16 protein-coding genes and 1 tRNA gene are annotated in these 21,676 nt (G+C 57.3%); 10 read left to right on the top strand and 7 right to left on the bottom strand.

Annotation, left to right across the window (positions count from 1 at the left end; all coding sequences use genetic code 11):
* Positions 1-26: 26 nt before the first annotated feature.
* Positions 27-1,265, top strand: a complete 1,239-nt coding sequence (locus PMYSY11_RS03055) for a multifunctional CCA addition/repair protein (protein ID WP_150548294.1) — start codon at positions 27-29, stop codon at positions 1,263-1,265.
* Here PMYSY11_RS03055 and folK read toward each other — a convergent pair.
* Together folK and folB are read right to left on the bottom strand one after the other, a co-directional pair.
* Positions 1,262-1,795: a 2-amino-4-hydroxy-6-hydroxymethyldihydropteridine diphosphokinase gene (folK, locus tag PMYSY11_RS03050; RefSeq protein ID WP_150548293.1), complete on the bottom strand. Its 534-nt coding sequence runs from the start codon at positions 1,793-1,795 to the stop codon at positions 1,262-1,264. The two genes, PMYSY11_RS03055 and folK, sit on opposite strands and share 4 nt — an antisense overlap.
* Positions 1,786-2,142, bottom strand: coding sequence for a dihydroneopterin aldolase (gene folB / locus PMYSY11_RS03045; protein WP_150548292.1), 357 nt, complete (start codon positions 2,140-2,142; stop codon positions 1,786-1,788). The genes folK and folB overlap by 10 nt, the downstream gene beginning before the upstream one ends.
* 251 nt (positions 2,143-2,393) lie before the next feature.
* Between folB and plsY the strand changes: the two genes are divergently transcribed.
* Positions 2,394-2,963 (top strand): glycerol-3-phosphate 1-O-acyltransferase PlsY, encoded by a 570-nt coding sequence (gene plsY / locus PMYSY11_RS03040; protein ID WP_069902601.1) that lies wholly within the window; start codon positions 2,394-2,396, stop codon positions 2,961-2,963.
* 35 nt (positions 2,964-2,998) lie between these two features.
* Here plsY and tsaD read toward each other — a convergent pair whose 3' ends face one another.
* Positions 2,999-4,024 carry a tRNA (adenosine(37)-N6)-threonylcarbamoyltransferase complex transferase subunit TsaD gene (tsaD, locus tag PMYSY11_RS03035; RefSeq protein ID WP_150548291.1) on the bottom strand — a complete coding sequence of 342 codons (1,026 nt, stop codon included), beginning with the start codon at positions 4,022-4,024 and terminating at the stop codon, positions 2,999-3,001.
* A 205-nt stretch (positions 4,025-4,229) separates the two neighbouring features.
* Here tsaD and rpsU point away from each other — a divergent pair, with 205 nt between their 5' ends.
* From rpsU to PMYSY11_RS03010, 5 genes are all read left to right on the top strand, one after another.
* On the top strand, positions 4,230-4,445 hold the full coding sequence (gene rpsU, locus PMYSY11_RS03030) for a 30S ribosomal protein S21 (protein WP_003296736.1): 216 nt from the start codon (positions 4,230-4,232) through the stop codon (positions 4,443-4,445).
* 174 nt (positions 4,446-4,619) lie between these two features.
* Positions 4,620-6,608 carry a DNA primase gene (gene dnaG / locus PMYSY11_RS03025; protein ID WP_150548290.1) on the top strand — a complete coding sequence of 663 codons (1,989 nt, stop codon included), beginning with the start codon at positions 4,620-4,622 and terminating at the stop codon, positions 6,606-6,608.
* A gap of 67 nt (positions 6,609-6,675) precedes the next feature.
* Positions 6,676-8,520: an RNA polymerase sigma factor RpoD gene (gene rpoD, locus PMYSY11_RS03020; RefSeq protein ID WP_069902598.1), complete on the top strand. Its 1,845-nt coding sequence runs from the start codon at positions 6,676-6,678 to the stop codon at positions 8,518-8,520.
* A gap of 358 nt (positions 8,521-8,878) precedes the next feature.
* Positions 8,879-12,562 (top strand): EAL domain-containing protein, encoded by a 3,684-nt coding sequence (locus tag PMYSY11_RS03015; RefSeq protein WP_239655531.1) that lies wholly within the window; start codon positions 8,879-8,881, stop codon positions 12,560-12,562.
* A gap of 15 nt (positions 12,563-12,577) precedes the next feature.
* Positions 12,578-12,654: transfer RNA gene (locus PMYSY11_RS03010), tRNA-Ile, on the top strand.
* Between the two features lie 188 nt (positions 12,655-12,842).
* Here the strand turns inward: PMYSY11_RS03010 and PMYSY11_RS03005 are convergent.
* Genes PMYSY11_RS03005 through PMYSY11_RS02990 form a run of 4 tightly spaced genes read right to left on the bottom strand, consistent with a single transcriptional unit; the run spans position 12,843 to position 18,007 of the window.
* Positions 12,843-13,892 (bottom strand): XdhC family protein, encoded by a 1,050-nt coding sequence (locus PMYSY11_RS03005; protein ID WP_150548289.1) that lies wholly within the window; start codon positions 13,890-13,892, stop codon positions 12,843-12,845.
* A 15-nt stretch (positions 13,893-13,907) separates the two neighbouring features.
* A complete protein-coding gene (locus PMYSY11_RS03000; RefSeq protein WP_150548288.1) occupies positions 13,908-15,254 on the bottom strand; it encodes a c-type cytochrome in 1,347 nt (448 codons plus the stop codon).
* A gap of 15 nt (positions 15,255-15,269) precedes the next feature.
* The gene (locus tag PMYSY11_RS02995) at positions 15,270-17,525 is read right to left on the bottom strand and encodes a xanthine dehydrogenase family protein molybdopterin-binding subunit (protein WP_150548287.1); all 2,256 of its coding nucleotides are present in this window, start codon (positions 17,523-17,525) and stop codon (positions 15,270-15,272) included.
* Entirely contained in the window at positions 17,525-18,007 is a 483-nt protein-coding gene (locus PMYSY11_RS02990; protein WP_069902594.1) for a (2Fe-2S)-binding protein, read from the bottom strand. The genes PMYSY11_RS02995 and PMYSY11_RS02990 overlap by 1 nt, the downstream gene beginning before the upstream one ends.
* A 651-nt stretch (positions 18,008-18,658) precedes the next feature.
* Between PMYSY11_RS02990 and PMYSY11_RS02985 the strand changes: the two genes are divergently transcribed.
* The 3 genes from PMYSY11_RS02985 to PMYSY11_RS02975 all read left to right on the top strand — a co-directional run bounded on the left by PMYSY11_RS02985 (position 18,659) and on the right by PMYSY11_RS02975 (position 21,632).
* On the top strand, positions 18,659-19,798 hold the full coding sequence (locus tag PMYSY11_RS02985) for a Fic family protein (RefSeq protein WP_150548286.1): 1,140 nt from the start codon (positions 18,659-18,661) through the stop codon (positions 19,796-19,798).
* A 104-nt stretch (positions 19,799-19,902) separates the two neighbouring features.
* Positions 19,903-20,673 carry a nuclease-related domain-containing protein gene (locus PMYSY11_RS02980; protein WP_150548285.1) on the top strand — a complete coding sequence of 257 codons (771 nt, stop codon included), beginning with the start codon at positions 19,903-19,905 and terminating at the stop codon, positions 20,671-20,673.
* Between the two features lie 38 nt (positions 20,674-20,711).
* Positions 20,712-21,632, top strand: a complete 921-nt coding sequence (locus PMYSY11_RS02975) for a restriction endonuclease (protein WP_150548284.1) — start codon at positions 20,712-20,714, stop codon at positions 21,630-21,632.
* Positions 21,633-21,676: the final 44 nt, after the last annotated feature.

The following is a 21,676-nucleotide window of genomic DNA, read 5'->3' as shown; positions in this document are numbered from 1 at the left end:
CAGAGGCAATTTTGCAGATGGGTGCTATGCAAATTTACAAAGTCGGCGGTGTGGTGCGTGATCGCTTGTTGAACATTGCGTCGAAAGATATCGACCGCGTCGTCGTGGGCGCTACCGCCGAGCAAATGCTTGAACGGGGATACCGCCCTGTTGGCGCGGATTTTCCGGTCTTTCTGCACCCCAAAACCGGCGAGGAATACGCCCTCGCCCGCACCGAACGCAAAAGCGGCCGTGGCTATGGCGGCTTCACCTTCTTCGCCAGCCCCGACGTCACACTGGAACAAGACCTGATCCGCCGCGACCTGACCATCAATGCAATGGCCGAGGCCGATGACGGCACGATCATCGACCCTTACGGCGGCCAGCGCGACCTTGAAGCGAAGGTGCTGCGCCACGTTTCCCCCGCCTTTGCCGAAGACCCATTGCGCGTGCTGCGCGTCGCCCGATTTGCGGCGCGCTACGCACCATTGGGTTTTATCATTGCCGACGAAACCTACGCGCTGATGCGTGAGCTGAGTGACTCGGGCGAGCTTGCCGCCCTGACCGCAGAGCGCAGCTGGACCGAAATTTCTCGTGCGCTGATGGAGCCGCGCCCGGATGTATTCATCCAGGTGCTGCACGACTGCAACGCTCTGCACGCGCTCTTGCCAGAGGTCGATGCCTTGTTCGGCGTTCCACAACCGCCGGCGCACCATCCGGAAATAGACACCGGCGTGCACGTATTGGCGGTGTTGCGCCAAAGCGCCGAGCATCAGTTACCACTGACAGTGCGCTGGGCCTGCCTGCTGCACGATGTCGGCAAAGGCCTCACGCCGGAGTCCGAATGGCCCCGCCACATTGCCCACGAGCAAAAAGGCCTGCGACTGATCAAGACAATCAATCAGCGCTGTAAAGCCCCCAAGGACTGTCAGGAACTGGCGCTACTGGTTGGCGAATACCACACGCACGGTCATCGCGCGCTGGAGCTGAAACCATCGACACTGCTCGAGCTGCTACAAAGCTTCGATGTGTACCGGAGACCGCAACGCTTCGAGGAGTTCATCAGCGCCTGCGAAATGGACGCCCGCGGCAGAACGGGACTGGAGAAGCGCGAATACCCGCAAGCCGATTACTTGCGGGGCGCCATGCAGGCGGCGCGTGAAGTTGCAGTGCAGCCGCTGCTGGAACAAGGCTTTAAAGGGCCGGAGCTGGGCGCTGCGCTCAAGGCTGCCCGCTTGCAAGCACTCGTCGCCTACAAGCAGAGCGCCAGGCCTGCCGCCGATTAACGGTCAGGCGAGGCGAGCAAATCGGCAGGCGTCAGCTCGACGCCGCGCCACTGAAAACTGACCGGGCGCAACTGCTGATTGATTGTTGCCGCCTGCCACAAGTCGGCGAAACTGCGCTGCACACCCGGATGCACCGTTTCGGGTGCCAACAGCGCGAGCGGCCAGAGCACAAAGGCGTTCTTCAGGATTTCGGCGCGCGGCAACTCGAGCCCCTGAAAATTACCGACCCAATCACTGAACAACAGCACGTCGATATCCAGCGGTAATCCCACCCGATCTGGCGCATAGCGGCCGTTATCGGCTTCGATGAATTTCAGCCGGCGATCAAGCTCATGCAATTCCAGCTCACACAGCCCGGTGACCACCAGATTGAAAAACGGCCCGCTCTTGATCCCCACAGGCGCGCTTTCAAACACGGCTGAACAGCGCATGTCTGTGAGCATTTCCGCCAGCGCATCGAGCCCGGCCTGCAGATGAACTTCGCGCTCGATATTGCTACCGAGGCCAAGGTAAACCCGGGTCAGCGACATCCGCGCTCAATCTCCACGCCAACTCCGCCACTCGCGGCGGGAACCGCACCCGGCTTGGTCAATCGCAGGCGCAACCAGGGCACTTGGAACTCGTCCATCAGCAACTGCGCCAAGCGCTCGGCAAAGGTCTCAACCAGAATAAAGGACGACTCACTGGCGAATGCCTGCACGCGCTCGGAGAGCTTGGCGTAATCCAGCGCCTTGTTCAGGTCATCGCCAGCCGCTGCCGGACGAATATCCCAACCCAGGGTCAGATCCAGGCGCAGACACTGACGAATTGTGCGCTCCCAGTCGTACGCACCGATCACTGTGTCGACCTCAAGGCCGCTGACAAAAACTGTGTCCAAACCCGCTCTCCAAACACCATCTCAATAATCGACATGCAGCATGTCACACGGCACGCTCGCATGCATATCAGCCCGGCAATCCCTGGCAATTTTTCGCCCTGGCGGTTAACCGGGAACGACTCAATTGCCTCGCTGCAATCGAAGGCTGTCAGTTTAACCTGCGCAGCGGCTTGCGCGGGCAAAAAGACCGACTCGCCGTTATCTTCAAACGCCTGCTAGAATCGCCGAACACCTGCCATGGAATGGGTACCATGTTTTGGCTACTGGCGTTTCTCGCCTACCTGATGGGTTCTTTGTCCTTCGCCATCTTGCTCAGCATGCGAGCTGGCACGCCCGACCCTCGGGGTTTTGGCTCGGGTAATCCGGGGGCGAGTAACGTTATGCGGGTAGCTGGCAAGCGGCTGGCCGTACTCACGCTGCTGGGCGATATCAGCAAAGGGCTGGTTCCGGTCGTCATCGCCAATCTGGCCGGCTTCAATTTGCAACAACAAGCCTGGATTGGTCTGGCAGCAGTAATCGGCCACCTGTTTCCCCTCTACTTTCGCTTTCGCGGCGGCAAAGGTGTCGCTACAGCGGCGGGCATGTTGCTGGGTTTATCTCCGATCGCGGCACTGTTGGCGATAGCCGCCTGGGTGACTACTTTTCGCCTTACCCGAACCAGCTCGCTGGCCTCACTGATTTCGGTGCCACTGACCATACCCTTGCTGGCGTGGCTGCACCCAACCGTGTTGATGCCGGTGTCGGTACTCAGCGGCCTGATCGTGTGGCGCCACCGCAGCAACCTGCGAGATCTGTTCGCAGGTCGCGAACGGCATTTCTAATCAACCGCGATCAAACGCCCAGCAGAGCTGACCGCTCAAATAGCCGGCAAGCTGTCCATCGGCCAACGCGCCTGCACGACAATACCCAAACCGTCATGCTGGCCAGCCTTTAAGCGCTGGCAGCCCGCATAGGCGATCATCGCGCCGTTATCGGTACAGAACTTCGGCCGCGCATAGAACACTTGCCCATTGAACTCGCTAAGCATCTCGCCGAGCGACTGGCGCAAATCACTGTTGGCGCTGACGCCGCCAGCAATCACCAGATTCTTAAGGCCCGTCTGCTTCAGCGCGCGACGGCACTTGATGGTCAGGGTTTGCACCACCGCATGCTGGAACGCCAGCGCGATGTCGCAACGGGTCTGCTCAGAGTCATCGCCTTCGTCACGGCACTTCTGCCATGTATTCAGGGTGAAGGTCTTGAGGCCGCTAAAACTGAACTCAAGCCCTGGACGATCCGTCATCGGTCGCGGGAACACGAAACGCCCCGGTGTTCCGCGCTCAGCCAGCCTGGCGATTTCCGGGCCACCCGGATAATCGAGCCCCATCAGCTTTGCAGTTTTATCAAATGCCTCGCCGGCAGCATCGTCGAGCGACTCACCCAGCAAACTGTATTGGCCAATACCATCTACCCGAACCAGCTGCGTGTGGCCACCGGACACCAACAAAGCGACGAACGGGAAGGCCGGTGGATTTTCCTCCAGCATAGGGGCCAGCAAGTGCCCTTCCATGTGGTGTACACCCAGCGCCGGAACACCCCAGGCGAATGCCATTGCCTGGGCGCAAGAAGCCCCGACCAGCAAGGCTCCAACCAGACCAGGACCCGCCGTGTAGGCCACCGCATCAATCTGATCTGCCGTGCAACCGGCTGTCGCCAACACCTCGCGGATCAGCGGCAGCATGCGCTTTACGTGGTCACGCGAAGCCAGTTCAGGCACGACCCCGCCGTAGACACGGTGCAGGTCGATCTGACTGAACAGCGCATCCGCCAACAGGCCGCGTTCACTGTGATAAAGCGCGACACCGGTTTCATCGCACGACGTTTCTAAGCCCAGAACCAGCATTGATAAAGCCTTGATTGAGGTGGGGTTTACTAATAAAGGCAGGCATAATAATAGCCGTGACCGTGCGTCGACCAGAGCTTTTCGATCAGAGGCTTTGCATTCGCCGCGATGAAGCGGTAATATCCGCAACCCTTGAAAACCAACGTTCTTCAGAGCCAAGGCTAGAAGTACGTTACCCACGGAATTAAACGAAGGTACGACCTGGATGCCAGCCGTCAAAGTTAAAGAGAATGAACCCTTCGACGTAGCCCTGCGTCGCTTCAAACGCTCCTGTGAAAAAGCCGGTGTTCTGGCTGAAGTTCGCAGCCGCGAATTCTACGAAAAGCCGACTTCAGAGCGTAAGCGCAAAGCAGCTGCTGCTGTTAAGCGTCACGCCAAGAAAGTTCAGCGCGAGCAGCGCCGCAGCGTTCGTCTGTACTAATACTGTACAGCACGTCGCCGCAGTGAGCATTGCCCGGCCTAGGCCGGGTTTTGCTATTTAAGCCTGCACACATCGTAGAATACCGATACTCCGCACACCGTTAGGTGATGTTCGGAGTTTTTTGCTTTCCAGTTAACAGCAACGCTGCGTGATGCGGCAGTATTCTGGGTGCCTATGGCCGGCCTGATCCCTCAGTCTTTTATTGATGACTTGCTCAACCGCACCGACATTGTCGATGTGGTCAGCTCGCGCGTTCAACTAAAGAAAACCGGCAAGAACTACACCGCCTGCTGCCCTTTTCACAAAGAAAAGACCCCATCATTCAGCGTCAGCCCGGACAAACAGTTTTACTACTGCTTTGGCTGTGGCGCGGGCGGTAATGCGCTCGGCTTCCTCATGGATCACGACCAACTGGACTTTCCCCAGGCGATCGAGGATCTGGCCAAGAGCGCCGGCATGGAAGTGCCGCGCGAGGAAGGCGCACGCAGCAACAAGCCGCGCCAGCCCACCGACTCACCGCTGTATCCACTCCTGACTGCCGCCGCCGAATATTACCGGCAAGCACTCAAGAGCCACCCGCAGCGCCGCGCCGCCGTCGACTACCTGAAAGGCCGCGGCCTGTCCGGCGAGATCGCCCGCGACTTTGGCCTGGGCTTCGCTCCGCCTGGCTGGGACAACCTGCACAAGCATCTGGGCGGCGACAGCCTGCAGATCAAAGCCATGATCGACGCCGGCCTGCTGGTCGAGAACACTGAGACCGGCAAACGCTACGACCGCTTCCGCGACCGGGTAATTTTCCCGATTCGCGACAGCCGCGGCCGCGTGATCGCATTTGGTGGCCGGGTACTCGGCGATGACAAGCCCAAGTACCTGAACTCACCGGAAACACCGGTATTTCATAAAGGCCAGGAACTCTACGGACTGTTTGAGGCGCGCAAGAGCAATCGCGACCTAGACGAGATCATGGTCGTTGAAGGCTACATGGACGTCATCGCCCTCGCCCAACAAGGCTTGCGCAACGCCGTCGCAACACTGGGCACAGCCACCAGCGAAGAGCACCTGAAGCGTCTGTTTCGCCTGGTTCCCAGCGTGCTGTTCTGCTTCGACGGTGATGGCGCAGGCCGCAAGGCTGCATGGCGAGCACTGGAAGCGACCCTGCCCAACCTAAAAGACGGGCTGCGTGCGCGCTTTCTGTTTTTGCCAGACGGCGAAGACCCGGACACACTGGTGCGCAGCGAAGGCACCGATGCTTTCCGCGCCCGTATCAATCAGCACGCACAGCCGCTGGCCGACTATTTCTTCCAGCAGTTGAGCGACGAGGCCGACCCGCGCTCCCTCGAGGGCAAAGCGCATTTAGTTACTCTCGCCGCACCGTTGATCGACAAAATCCCGGGCAATAACCTGCGCATCCTGATGCGCCAGCGCCTGACCGAGATCACCGGACTCAACAGCGAAGCCATGAGCCAGCTGAGCCCCACCAACAGCTCAGCACCCAGCGCCCCTACTCATTCCAGCAGCGCACCCAACGAACACTTCGATATTCCAGACAGCGCCTACCATGACATGGCGCCCAGCTATACTGAATACGAGCCAATGCCTGCGCAGCCCGCTTTTGAACAAAACCTCAAAGCCGGTAACAAAGACAAAGGCGCCTGGAAAAAGCAGGATGGCAAGTGGAGCAAAAAGGGCCGTGACGACTTTCAACCTCGTCAGCCCCGCACTGCCGTCAGCGTTGAATCACCACGCTTGAGCGCCCTGAGAACCCTGCTGCATCATCCAGAATTGGCGCAGAAAGTCGACGATGTCAGCCATTTCGCTGCAGAAGACGACACCTACGCGCAATTGCTGGTCGCCCTGCTCGGCGCCCTGCAGAAGAACGCCCAGCTCAGCCCGCTGCAACTGATTGCGCGCTGGCACGGCACCGAACAAGGCCGTTTATTGCAGGCTTTGGCAGAAAAGGAATGGTTGATTTCAGCCGATAACCTTGAACAACAGTTTTTCGACACTATAACTACACTTGTAGCCCGCCAACGCGAACGCAGTTTGGAACATTTACTGCTTAAAGCGCGCCAGAGTGAATTGAGCGCAGAGGAGAAAGATCAACTGCGCAACCTGTTAAACCGCACAACCTCGCCAGTAATTCTAAGCCCAACTGGCGCGTGAGGGAGTTTCTCGGGTATAATCCGCGGCTTGTTTTTAGCCCGCCAAGACCTTCAGTGGATAGGGTGTTATGTCCGTAAAAGCGCAACAGCAATCTCGTTTGAAAGAATTGATCAGCCGTGGTCGTGAGCAGGGTTACCTGACTTACGCGGAGGTCAATGACCACCTGCCGGAAGATATTTCCGATCCGGAACAGGTGGAAGACATCATCCGCATGATTAACGACATGGGGATCAACGTATTCGAGAGTGCTCCGGATGCTGACGCCCTGTTGTTGGCGGAAGCGGATACCGATGAAGCTGCAGCAGAAGAAGCCGCAGCAGCACTCGCAGCCGTTGAGACCGATATCGGTCGCACCACCGACCCGGTGCGCATGTACATGCGGGAAATGGGTACTGTCGAATTGCTTACCCGCGAAGGCGAGATCGAAATCGCTAAACGCATAGAGGAAGGCATCCGGGAAGTCATGGGCGCTATCGCTCATTTTCCTGGCACCGTCGAGAGTATTCTTGCCGAATACAACCGCGTTACCACCGAAGGTGGACGTCTGGTCGAAGTCTTGAATGGCTATATCGACCCGGACGATGGCATCGCGCCTGCCGCAGAAGCACCAGCACCCATCCCTGCGAAGGAAGGTGCGGCTGATGACGACAATGACGATGACGACGCAGACGATAGCGAAGATGAAGAAGAAGGCGATGGCGGCCCTGATCCGGAAGAGGCACTGCGCCGCTTCACGGCTATCGGCGAGCAACTCGACATTGCCAAGCAAGCGCTGAAAAAGCATGGCCGTGGCAGTAAGCAGGCGAACGCCGAGCTGAAAGAACTGGCTACGCTGTTCATGCCGATCAAACTCGTGCCTAAGCAATACGAAGCACTGGTTGTTCGTCTGCGTGGTGCGCTTGACCGTTTGCGCGGCCAAGAGCGCGCAATCATGCAAATCTGCGTCCGTGATGCTCGCATGCCTCGTACAGATTTCCTGCGCCTGTTCCCAGGCAATGAAATTGACGAGACCTGGGCAGCCGGACTGGCCAAAGGCAAGGCGAAGTACGCCGAAGCCATTGGCGAGCGCGAAGCTGATATTCAGCGTTGCCAACAGAAGCTGATTGCCCTGCAGGAAGAGTGTGAACTCACTCTGGCCGAGATCAAGGACATCAACCGTCGCATGTCGATCGGTGAAGCCAAGGCTCGTCGCGCCAAGAAAGAAATGGTCGAGGCTAACCTGCGTCTGGTTATCTCGATCGCCAAGAAGTACACCAACCGTGGCTTGCAGTTCCTCGACCTGATCCAGGAAGGCAACATCGGTTTGATGAAAGCGGTAGACAAGTTCGAATACCGCCGCGGTTACAAGTTTTCGACCTACGCCACTTGGTGGATTCGTCAGGCGATCACTCGCTCCATTGCTGACCAGGCGCGGACTATCCGTATCCCTGTGCACATGATCGAGACGATCAACAAGCTCAACCGTATCTCGCGCCAGATGTTGCAAGAGATGGGTCGTGAACCGACGCCGGAAGAGCTGGGCGAACGCATGGAAATGCCCGAGGACAAAATCCGCAAGGTATTGAAGATCGCTAAAGAGCCGATCTCCATGGAAACACCGATTGGTGACGACGAAGATTCGCATCTGGGCGATTTCATTGAAGACGCCACCATGCAATCGCCAATTGATGTGGCGACCGTGGAAAGTCTCAAAGAAGCCACCCGTGAAGTACTCGCCGGCCTCACAGCACGTGAAGCCAAGGTACTGCGCATGCGTTTCGGCATCGACATGAATACCGACCACACCCTTGAGGAAGTTGGTAAGCAGTTCGATGTAACGCGTGAGCGTATTCGTCAGATCGAAGCCAAGGCGCTGCGCAAGCTGCGCCACCCGACGAGAAGCGAGCACCTGCGCTCCTTCCTCGACGAGTAAGGCTTAGCCGCATCATCTATCAGCCCTCCGGCCTCAAAACCGGGGGGCTTTTAGTTTCTGGTGTGCAACTGCGCAATCCGGCTAAGATCAAGCTATGCCCACGCAGAATGAGAACCGCATGCCGCGAATTGCCGCTGCCATTCTTTTGTACTTGGCGTGCTCTGTAGCGCAGCCCTGGACGCCCCTCGCTCTGGCCGCGAATGATGCATCGGCCACACAAACACCCTTGCAAGAGGGATCGGCTGCTGGGCGGGTTTTCTCGGGAGAGCCTGCCACAGGGATGCCTGCCACAGGGTTGCCTGCCACAGGGTCGCCTGCCGCAGGGTCGCCTGCCGCAGACCATACACAGCAGGACGCATTGGCGAAGTTGGGCCTCACGGCACAAGAAAAGGCCTGGCTTGCGCAGCATCCCACGCTGCGTCTTGGCACCGATCCAAGCTGGCCGCCTTTCGAGTTTACCGGCGCGAACAATAGCTACCTTGGCCTGTCCGCGGAATACGTGCGCCTGATCGAGCAACGCCTGAATATAAAGTTAGAGCACGTTGAGCCAGGCAACTGGAGCGCCGTGCTTGAGCAAGCTAAAAACGCCAAGATTGACTTGCTGCCTGGCGTTATGGCAACACCCGATCGCATCAAGACGCTGGCATTTACCCGCCCCTATCTCGACTTTCCAATCGTAATTCTCGCCCGCGAGGACGGCCCACACCCCGACAGCATCCGTGCGCTTTACGGGTTAAAAGTAGCGGTCGTTAAAAACTACGCGCCCGATGAGTTGCTACGCCAGCAACATCCAGACCTCAACCTGTTGCAGGTCCCAAGCGTTAACGCTGGCCTTCAAGCGTTGGCTACAGGCCGGGCCGACGTTCTGATCAGTGACATTGCATCAAGTACCTGGAGCCTGCATCAGCAGAAAATCGACAACCTGATCATCAGCGGCGAAACGCCCTATCGCTACCAACTGGCGATGGCGGTACCAAAACAGAATGCGATTTTCGTCGAGATACTCGACAAGCTTTTTGCCAGCCTGACCCCAGGCGAGCAGATCGCCCTTCAGGAACCCTGGGTCGGCGGCAAGCTGCAATACAACAACACCTGGCAAACACTGCTGGATTACGGCCTGCCAGCCCTGCTCATATTGCTGGCGATTCTGGCGCTGACGCTGATGATAAACCGGCGCATGAGCGGGGAGATTGCACGGCGGACCACGCTTGAACACGAACTGCGCTGCAGCGAGGCGCATTACCGCCGGCTGGTTGAAAACCTCTCCGCCGTGACCTGGGAGGCGGCCATTGGCGAGACGGCCTATCGCTATGTCTCACCGCACGCTGAAAAGCTACTGGGCTACTCACTGGAGCAATGGCGCCAAGCAGACTTCTGGCCCCTCAAACTGCACCCGCAAGACCATCAACAGACCACTCAAACCCGGCGGGCAGAGACTGCTGCAGGCCGGGACCACACCCTCGAATATCGAATGATTGCCGCCGATGGCCAAACCGTGTGGATTCGAGAAATCGTCACCATCGACAACGCACAAGAGCAACCAACCTTACGCGGCCTGATGATCGATATCAGCGAAGCCAAACATATCGAACAGGCCAAACGCACCTCCGAACTCAAGTTCTCCCTGGTATTCCAGAACTGTCCGGACGTGATGATCATCAGCCAGCGCGAGGATGGCCGCATCATTGATGCCAACTACGCCTTCGAGCAACAAACGGGAATATCGCGCAGCGAGGCACTGGGCAAAACCGCAACCGAGATGAACCTCTGGAGCCTGCCCAACACCGGCCCGGAATTAATCCGCCGACTGAACAACGGCGAAAGCCTGAGCAACATCGAAATGCCCTTCCAGCTCCGTAACGGCAACAAGCTCACCGGCTTGCTCTCGGTGCAGGCATTTCAGCTCGACGAGGTGCCGGTGCTCATCGCCATCGTACGCGACATCACTCAACTCAAGCGCACTCAAAAACAGCTGCAAACCTCGGAAGAAAAATTCGCCAAGGCCTTCCACGCCTCACCCGACGGCATGCTCATCACCCGCCTCGAAGATGGCCTGCTGATAGACGCCAACCTGGGCTTTGAACAAATCACCGGCTACAACCGCGAAGTCCTCAGCCATAAAACCACCGTGGAACTTGGCCTCTGGGCGAAACCCACAGACCGCGACAAACTGATCGAACAGATCAAGACCGTCGGCAGCGTACGCCGGCAAACATCACGCATCCGCCATCGCAATGGCAACCTGTGCATCTGTGAGATTTCCGCGCAAATGATCCAGATAGGTGAGCAGAGTTGCCTGCTGAGCATTATTCGCGACATCACCGAACGCGAGAGCATGCAGGCTAAATTGCAACTGGCCGCCACCGTGTTTGAAAGCACGATTGAAGGTGTGGTCATCACCGACACCCAGCAGCGCATTACAGCCATCAACCATGCATTCAGCGAAATCACTGGCTACAGCGAAGCCCAGGCATTGGGCCAAACGCCACGTATTCTGGCCTCAGGCCAACATGACCGCGAGTTCTTCAGCGAGATGTGGCAGCGCCTGAATATACATGGCCATTGGCAAGGCGAGGTATGGAACCGGCGCCTGAATAACGAAAGTTTCCCAGCCTGGCTGACCATAAACGAGGTGCGCGACAATGAGAGCAACCTGAGCCATTACGTTGGCGTGATAGCAGACATCACACCACTAAAACAGGCGCAGGCGCGTCTCGATTACCAGGCCCACCACGACCCGCTCACCGGCTTACCCAACCGCCTGCTATTTGAAACGCGCCTCAGCGCCGCCTTGCGTGACGCCCAAGCGGATAACCAAAACGGCGCCGTTTTGTTCCTCGACCTCGACCGCTTCAAACACATCAACGACAGCCTCGGTCATCCTGTCGGCGACCAGTTACTCGTCGTCATAGCCGAGCGCCTCAAGGAACAACTGCGCGATCTCGACACCGTGTCACGATTGGGCGGTGATGAGTTCATCATCTTGCTGCCCGGCCTCAACAACAGCCATGATGCCGAAACCATCGCCAACAAACTGCTCGCCTGCTTCACGGAGCCATTCAATATTCATGATCACACGTTCTACATCAGCGCCAGCATCGGCATCAGCCTCTACCCCGTAGACGGCGAAGACGTCGCCACAATCGTCAAAAACGCCGATGCCGCGATGTACCAGTCCAAAGCCAAAGGGCGCAATCGCGTAGAGCGCTACACCGTCGACCTGACCTCGAAATCCAGTGCGCGCATCAATCTGGAAACCGATTTGCGCCAGGCACTGGAACGCAACGAACTGGTGCTGCATTACCAACCAAAGCTCGACCTAGCCAGCCAAAGCATAATCGGCGCAGAAGCGCTGGTACGCTGGAATCACCCCGAATACGGCACGATGCTCCCAGACCGTTTCATTCCGCTGGCCGAGGACACCGGGCTCATTCTGCCTCTGGGCGAATGGGTTCTAAATGAAGCCTGCCGGCAGTTGCATGAATGGCGACAGACCCACGCAGAATTCGGCCCGCTTTCGGTTAACTTATCCAGCCTGCAATTGCACCAGCCGCACCTGACAGAAACGATCAGCACCCTGCTTGAACGCTACCAGTTGCCCGCAAACCTGCTGCAACTGGAGATCACCGAAACCTTCATCATGAACCGCACCGAAGGCGCTTTGCGCGCCCTGCACAAGCTCAAGAAACTTGGCCTGCAACTGGCCATAGATGACTTCGGCACCGGCTACTCCTCACTCAGCTACTTGAAGCAGCTGCCACTCGACGTGCTCAAAATCGACAAATCATTCGTCAGCGGCCTCCCCGCCGATCTCAGCGATGCCGCCATCAGCCGCGCCATCATCACCCTCGGCCGCAACCTCAACCTGACCGTAGTCGCAGAAGGCGTAGAGACCGAAGCACAGGTGCAATTCCTCACCTCGGAAGGCTGCGAGCAAATACAAGGCTACATCGTCAGCCCCGCACTAACTGCTGGACAATTCGCAGATAAATTCCTTCATCCGCGCTCCACCCTTGGCACCACAGGAAAGGCACCGGTATAATCCGCACGCTTCTGAGGGCCCATAGCTCAGTTGGTTAGAGCAGAGGACTCATAATCCTTTGGTCCACGGTTCGAGTCCGTGTGGGCCCACCAAATTTAAAGCCGCGCACTGCGCGGCTTTTTCATGCCTTCTGGAAAAACCTCTAGACCAGTCTCATAAGCCCAAAGGTACAATTCAGTACAGTACCGGTACAGCGGTGCGCTTTGGGAGTAAGAGAAGATGGCCTCCATCGTCAAAACAGAAGCAGGCACTCGGAAAGCTCTGGGAAGGCACCGGATTTTTAGGCATTTTCTAGGCTCATACTTTGTACTTTATCCGCACCACTTAAATCGCTCTCTGTCTTGGCTTTAGCTATCGAGAGTTCACCAGGTAATGCGACAGCATTCTTAACGGCAATCACCTCAGCCATCACACTAACCGCAATCTCCGGTGGGGTTTTACTACCGATGTAGATTCCGATCGGTCCGTGAAGGCGCTCGAGCGATTCCTGCGTCTCTCCAAAATGTTCGATCAGCCTATCTCGTCGGCTCTGGTTGTTACGCCGCGAACCTATGGCCCCTATGTAGAAAGCCGAGCTTTGTAAGGCTTCCAATAATGCAAGGTCATCCAGTTTCGGGTCATGGCTGAGGGCAATGATCGCGGTACGAACGTCAGGCGAAAACGCTCTGACTACGTCGTCTGGCATCTCTTGGATAACACCCACTCCCGGAACACTCCATGATTCTATGTATTGAGGCCTGGGATCACAGATAGTCACTTGGAAGCCATTAAACTGCGCCATCACCGCAACGTATTCGGCCAACGCACCCGCACCAATAAGCAACATGCGATAGCCAGGCCCCAAGGTACTGCTCATGCGTTGGCCGTCAAATGTGAATTGATCAGCAGTCGAGGTGTTGTGCAGATTGACCTGCCCAGTTCGCAGGTCTAATTCGCGGCGCACCAATTGGCCGGAGTCGAGGCCAGCTAGCAGTTGATCAAACGGCTCCTTGGCGGGCATGAACTCAAGCACCAGCTCCAACGTACCGCCGCATGGCAACCCAAAGCGATGCGCTTCGTCGGAGCTTACTCCGTAGCGAACCACCTCAGGCAGTCTTTGTGGCAAGCCTTCCGCACCATGAGCCGTTGTGTATTTGTGGATGAGGTCATCCTCTATACACCCACCGGACACGCTGCCAACCACTCGTCCATCATTGCGAAGCGCCATCATCGATCCCACTGGCCGAGGTGAAGAGCCCCACGTGCGCGCTACGGTCACCAGCAACACGCGGTCACCCGCAGACAGCCAGTCACGGGCAGTACGCAGGACCAGTAGATCAATACTTTCCATCAAGGCTCCTGAGGCTTATCGCATGTGCAAAACAATTGGCGTGGGGCTGGCTGGATCGGTATGTTCGCGCAGACGTGCGACTGCTTGCGAATCCACTTCCCCGCCACTATTGCTCCAAGTCGTGCGCACAAAAGACACAACCTGCGCGATCTCCAGATCCGTTAATTGCTCGCGATACGCAGGCATACGGTAGGCATCCGGCACCCCATCGGCGACCACCCGCAAAGAGCCATTGAGACTGATGTTAATGGCCGAGTCAGATACAGCAATCAACGCAGAAGTTGCACCCGCCAACGGCGGTATCCACGGGGCTTGTCCTTTGCCATCATTGCCATGACAAGAGGCACAGCGCGTCTCGTAGAGGTGCCCACCGGCGCTGGTAAATGCTGAATCCTTAGCGGCCATGTACTCCCAAGGCTTACCGTCACGCTCAGGGTCACCCGGCAAAGACTTGAGGTAGTGAGCGATCGCGCCCAGATCAGCGTCCGTCATGAATTGTGTTGAGTTATTGAACGCTTCAGTCATCGACCCATACACCACGGCATGCTGATTACGTCCAACCTCCAAGAACTGTGCGATATCAGCCTCGCTCCAGCGCCCGAGCCCAGTGTTAGGGTCATTGCGCAAACTCGGGGCGTACCAGCCATCAAGAAGCGCCCCGGCCAGGTACTGCTCGTCTGCATCACTCAGCCCCTTTTCATTGAATGCCAGACCACGTGGCGTATGACAGCTACCACAGTGGCCAGCGCCCTGAACCAGATAAGCGCCACGATTCCACTGCGCGTCCTGCTCTGTGTTCTCGGCGAAAGTGCCAGGCTCGGTAAAGAGCGTGTTCCACATTGCTATAGGCCAGCGCATGTTAAGCGGCCAGGGAATTTCACTGGGCACATTGGCGACCTCGGACGGACCCACACCTTGCATGAAGAAGGCATATAAGGCGCGTACGTCCTCGTCGCTTAGCTTGGCGTACGAGGGATAAGGCATTGCCGGATAGAGCCTGCGTCCTTCTGGAGCAACGCCATGTCTAACAGCGCGATCGAAGTCAGCCAAGCTGTAGCGGCCAATGCCTGCTTTGTCATCTGGGGTAATGTTGGTCGCATAGATCGCCCCTAGCGGCGTGGCCATTTCCAACCCACCGGAAAAGGCCGGGCCATCGGGCAGACTGTGGCAAGCCACGCAGTCGCTAGACCTGGCTACATATTCGCCGCGCTGCACGAGTGCAGCATCTGACAAGTTGGAGCTGGCTGCGCTATCGAAGGTAGAGTTGGGCACTCGGGTGCCGTACCAAACCAGCAAGCCCGCTACAGCAATACCGACCACTACAACCAAGCCGGCCGCTTTCACCAAATACCGATTACTCATGGGCAGCGGTTCCCGTCATGATGGTTGACTAAAGGTGTAGTTAGACATGGGCATGCTACGAATACGCTGTCCGGTGAGCCTGGCCACTGCGCTGGCCACCGCGGGGGCAACGGCAGGAAGCGGAGGTTCACCAATGCCGCCCATCTTCGCACCGCTCTCGATCACCTTCACGTGCACACGCGCCATTCGCGACGGTCGCAAAACTGGGTAAAGATCGAAGTTGCGTGCTCGCGGCTGGCCATCGATGTAGACCGTCTCCTCAACCAATGCCTGCGATAACCCCAGCGCTACAGCGCCATTAACCTGCGCTTCGATTATGGCTGGATTGACGATGCTGCCCGGGTCAATTGCCTGCCAGATATCGTGAACCCTGACCTGACCATTTTCTATCGACACTTCGGCAACCACTGCTGTTTCGGTTCCGAATGGCGAGGCCATGGCAATGCCCCGCGCGCGTCGTGAGCCATCTTCGGCGGTATATGGCCCGGGCTTCCAACCACCTGAAAGCTCAGCCACAGACTTCAACAGATGCGTCAGGCGTTGGTTGTCCTTCAACAGTTGCAGGCGAAGTTCGTATGGGTCATGACCGCCCTTCTCGGCCAACTCATCAAGGAACGTCTCATAGAAGAAATCGTTGAGCGAATTGCCCACTGAACGCCAGTAGCCCACCATCACCGGGCCCTTCACGTAAGCCTGAGCGATACGCTTATTAGCGATGGCATAAGCTTTTCCAGTCAGCCCTTCAAGGGCCGTCGGGTCTAGCTCTGGACCTTGTTCCCCTGCAATCCCTTCAGTCGGGCCTTCAGTTGCGCTTACTGCCTCTATAGCTACGGGAATGCCTTTATCATCAAGCGCTGCGCGGAACTTGACCACGGCTACAGGGCGCAGCACATCACGCAGAAACTCCTCCTCGCGGCTCCAGATCAGTTTCACCGGACGGCCGACCGCCTTGGCCAATTCGATAGCCTGCGGGAACGGGTTGGCGGTGTCATACAGGAAGTGCCGACCAAAAAAGCCGCCAATCAGAGGCGTATGTAGCTTGACCTTCTCAGGCTCAAGGCCCGTACGCTTGACGATGTCTGCAAGGAAAGCATCTTGCGCCTGGTTAGGTAGCCAAATATCCAGCGAGCCATCGGCATTGAACCGAGCCAACGCAGATGGGGGTTCGAGCTGAGCGTGATTCACGTGCTGGTTGTGGTAAGTGGCTTCGATAACAGTGGATGCCTTGGCCAGGATGCCAGCGGTATCCCCTTCATTTTCGGCATCACGGCCAGGTCCCGGCTCATTGGCCAATTGCTCACGAAAGGCCACGCTGGAGAAGCCTGCTGGCATGACCCGAAGCGGGGAGTCCGCTGCCGCCTCCTGCCATTGCACCTGAATAGCTTCGACGGCGCGCTTGGCATGCCACCAGCGCTCAGCGACAACAGCCACAGCGCCGGGCAAACGGTGGATCGAATGTACGCCCTTCATCGCCTTGACCTGCGCCTCGTTGCGCAAGGAACCTACGGTCATACCCAGACGTGGCGCATGTTGAACTGCAGCGTGGAGCATGCCCTCCACTTGCATATCGATGGCGTAGATCGCCTTACCGGTAGATTTCTCGTAACTATCCAGACGGCGTACTGGCTTGCCGATCCAGCGGAACTTGCTTGGGTCACGCAGCGTGATGCTCTCAGCATTGGGGACCGGCAAATCCAGTGCATCGGGCGCAAGTTCGCCGTAGCTCAGAGAACGACCCGAAGCTGCGTGCAATACATGGCCCGGTTCGGTCGTCAATTCGGAAACGGGCACATTCAGCCGGGTTCCGGCAGCCTGCAAGAGCATCGCACGGGCAAGCGCACCCAAGCGCCGCATCGAGGGATAACCCATCCGGACAGACATGCTGCCTCCAGTGATGCGCAGGCCGCTCTCCATTACGACATACGCCTCACCAGGCGGCGCGCTCTCAACTACAAAGGTCGATGGATCAGCGTCCAACTCTTCGCCAACGATCTGCGCCATTGCGGTGTACGTACCTTGCCCGCCCTCAATAAAGGGGCACAACAGGCGCACAGTGTTATCAGGGCGAATCTCCAGGAATGCGTTTACCTGTGTCCCAGCTGCGTTGGGCTCTGCGGCCATGGCCTGCATTCTTGCTGAACCGAGCGGCAGGCCGAAACCCAGTATCAAAGCACCAGCAGCGGTACCGGCAGACGATAACAAAAAGCGGCGGCGTGAGAGATTGACAGGTTCCCCAAGCGCTGGGGTTTCGGCATTAGTACGCTTGCTCATCAGACACCCTCCTCGTTGGGCGCCGCAGAGGAGCCGATGTTGTTAGCCAAATCGTGCACAGCGGCATTGATGGCGTTGTAAGTCCCGCAGCGACAGAGATTGACCATCGCTGCTTGGATCTGAGCGGTGCTAGGGGAAGGGTTCCGTTTGAGTAAGGCTGTCGCTGCCATCACCTGACCGGACTGGCAGTAGCCACATTGAGCAACCTGACGCTCGACCCACGCCGTCACTACTTGCTTACCAACCTCGTCAGACTCGATTGCCTCGATGGTCGTGACCTCCCGGCCGACAACACTCGCAACCGGAGTCACACATGAGCGCGTCACGTTGCCGTCTACCAGCACCGAGCAGGCACCGCACTGAGCCAGGCCGCAGCCGTACTTTGTGCCGGTCATGCCTAGGTCGTCGCGGATAACCCACAACAGCGGCGTGTCAGCTTCGGCGTCGACCTTGTAGGTCTTTTGGTTAATTCGTAGCTCCATGACTCACCTGCTATCACGATGGTTAGTATCTTTTAAGAAGACAGACACTTGGCTGCCAAGCTTTGCATTTATCTGACATTAGCACTGATGGCTCTAGTTCGGGCTTTGCAAACGGAGATAGCCGTTATTAGTCTTGCTTATCAATCCCCACGTGACCCGCATGAACCGCCCAAGCGACGGGTGTCTCATGCCCACAGGCACTCCTTTCGTTCTGGGGTCATCAGACGGTGAAACTAGCCTGCTGTGAATATCACCTGCACATCGCCTGCCCCAACGAATCAATGAGCCCTGATACAACTTCGATGTGGCCAAGGCGTGTCTATCCATGGCCACACTCCGTCGGAAGAATCAACTGGTCGCTCACACTTTCGAGCGCGCCGTGAAAACGGTGAACAGAGCCGCCAGTACCAGCGCCGCTGCACTGCGATAAAGATGCTTTGGTACGCTTCCCCAGCTACGACGGTGCAAACGCTGGAAATTTGAGCGCGATGCCTAAGGCCGGGCACGACGCACTGAAGGCGATATTCAGGGGCGTGTACATCCAGCCAAACAACTGGGCTGATGATTAGACAATGAGCCGAATAACTGACATTATCAGCTCACATAATGAGCCGAATAGATTCGCTAATCGGCTCACAAATGAGCAAGCCCATGAATGCCCCTCTCTGGATCTGGCAGCAACCCGGCTGGCCAAACTTCACCTGGCAACTAGAACCGCTAGTCCTGCTGCTTCGCGCCTGCAATCAGGCCCAGGGGTGTTTGTTAGGAATGCTAGGTGCAGTGGGCAGTGGCACTGAAGTACAGAGCAGCCTGGATGCTATGCTGCAGAACATCGTCACCTCTTCTGCCATAGAGGGTGAGCATCTGAATGTAGGCTCGGTACGCTCCTCCCTCGCTAGGCGTTTGGGAATCAGCGAAGAAGGCCGAGTCAGCGCACGCTCCGAAGGCCTTGCGCAATTGCTCCTCGATGCCACCAGCGCACACCAACAACCGCTCGATATAAAAAGGCTATACCGCTGGCACTGCTGGCTGTTCCCTGACGAAGATAACCTGCTGACTCGTCAGTTGCGGGTTGGTACGCTCCGCGGCGAAGAGCCTACGCAGGTTGTTTCTGGCAGGCTCGACCGACCTACCGTGCATTTTGAAGCCCCACCGCGCCCTGGATTAGAAGAACAGCTCGCAGATTTTCTAAACTGGTTCGAGAGCAGCCGCAACGATGCAGGTCTCGACCCGTTTTTGCGCGCCGGCATTGCTCACTTCTGGTTCGTCACCCTGCACCCATTTGATGACGGTAACGGCCGTCTTACCCGTGCCATTACCGACATGGCGCTGGCCCAGGGCGAGCAGCAAGCCATCCGTTTTTACGCCATGTCGGCGAGCATCCTCGACGACCGTGCAGGCTATTACCACATCCTCGAAATCAGCCAGAAAGACTCGCTGGATATCACCGCCTGGCTGCAGTGGTTTCTCGTAACACTGCTCAAAAGCCTGGAACAAGCACTTGCCCGCATCGACCGCATTCTGGCAAAGGCGCGCTTCTGGCAAACGCACCTAAGCCACACTCTTTCTGCAGAGCAAATCAAAGTGCTTAACCGCCTGCTCGATGGCGGGGAGCGAGGCTTTGAGGAAGGTATCAGCGCCGCTCAATACCAGGCCGTAGCCAAGGTCTCAAAAGCGACAGCCACTCGCCACTTGAGCGACCTTGTGGCGAAAGGCTGCATAATCCGGCTACCGGGAGGTGGCCGCAGTACTCGCTACCAAATAAATAGCGCAGCTAATCTGCCTACCTGAAATTTACGCAGGCGTCGCACTGCTTAACGACTGCAATACTTTCGTGCCTTTGCAGTTAATTTCGGTACTATCGGGTTATCTCTCAGGATTGCGAAAAGTAAGAAATGGATTTCTCTCCGATGATCGCCCAGGTCTGGGGCGTAGTTAGCTGGTTAATTCCGCTGGCATTGCTCGCAGGCCTTATCAAATCGCCCTGGTTCAAGGGCCACGTTGGCGAGCTACTGGTTCGGCTGTTTGCCCATTGGCAGCTGGATAAGCAGACCTACCGCCGCCTACATAACGTCACGCTCGACACGCCAGACGGCACCACGCAGATCGACCACGTATTTCTCTCGCCCTACGGCATCTTCGTGCTGGAAACGAAGAACATGAGCGGCTGGATCTTCGGCAGCGAAAAGCAGGCGCAGTGGACTCAGAAGCTCTACAAACGCACGTTTAAATTCCAGAACCCGCTGCGGCAGAACTACAAACACCTCAAAGCGCTGGAAGCCACCCTTGGCGTTAACCCCGAACACCTGCACTCGGTCATCACCTTTGTCGGCGGCAGCACCTTCAAAACCGAAGTACCGGCCAACGTGACCGAGGGCATCGGCTTTATCCGCTATATCAAGTCATTCCAGCAGCAGCTATTCAGCGAGGCTGAAGTCGACGCCATGCTGCACTCCCTGCAAACCGGCCGTCGCGCGCAAACACTCGCCACCCACCGCGAGCATGTGCAAAACCTCAAGCGCCGGAGTGATCCGACAGCCGAGCGGCAATGTCCGAAATGCGGCAGCGCCTTGGTTATTCGCACCCGTAAAACTGGAGCCAATGTCGGCCAACAATTCTGGGGCTGCTCAACCTTCCCCAAATGCAAAACCATGCAGAGCCTTTAGCACGCGGCCCTGCCATCAATCCTGCGCCTGGAGTAGCAATGTCCGTCCCTACCTACGACCAGTTTATTGAGCCGATCCTGCGCTACCTGGCCGCCACGCCCGAAGGCGCGACAGCACGTGACGCCCATGAAGCCGCAGCTGACTCGCTCCAACTGTCGGAAGCACAACGCCAAGAGCTAATAGCCAGTGGCCAAGCTACATACAAGAACCGTGCAGGATGGGCGCATGACAGACTAAAGCGAGCGGGCCTATCGAGCAGCGTTAAACGCGGATACTGGAAGCTGACAGATGAAGGCATTGCTTATGCCGCGCAACATTTGTACCCACTGAGCGCAGATAAAGTCGAACAACTCGCCATCGGGTTCATGAATGTAAAACTCAAAGCCCCAACAGATGCCGTCCCGCTTGATGACCAAGAACAGAAAGCACCGTCACCCAACTCAGCAACTGTAAGTCCAGATGACCGTCTAGAGCAGGCTTTGCGCGAACTGCGCGAAGCAACAGCTGCTGACGTGCTGGATAACCTCCTGCAAGTGAGCCCTAATCGCTTTGAAATCATCGTGTTGGACGTGCTGCACAGCCTAGGATACGGCGCTAACCGCAACGATCTGCAGCGGGTTGGCGGCAGCGGTGATGGCGGCATCGACGGGGTAATTTCACTCGACAAACTCGGACTAGAAAAGGTCTATGTGCAAGCCAAACGTTGGCAGGGCACAGTTGGCCGGCCAGAACTGCAAGCCTTCTATGGCGCTCTCGCCGGACAGAAGGCCAAGCGTGGCGTGTTTATTACCACCTCAGGCTTTACAGCACAGGCAATCGACTTTTCTCGTTCGGTGGAAGGCATGGTGCTGGTAGATGGCAATCGGTTGGTCAACCTGATGATGGATCATGAGGTCGGCGTAACGTCGCGCCTACTTAAGTTACCGAAGCTGGATAGTGACTACTTCGATGAAGTATGACTATGACCAGAGCCAAATCAAACAACTCTTCTACAACGAGTTAA

This window comes from Pseudomonas marincola (assembly GCF_900682675.2).
In the GTDB taxonomy this organism is placed as follows: domain Bacteria; phylum Pseudomonadota; class Gammaproteobacteria; order Pseudomonadales; family Pseudomonadaceae; genus Aquipseudomonas; species Aquipseudomonas marincola.
Note: the sequence above shows the minus strand (reverse complement) of the source record. Positions and strands in the feature narration are given on the sequence as shown.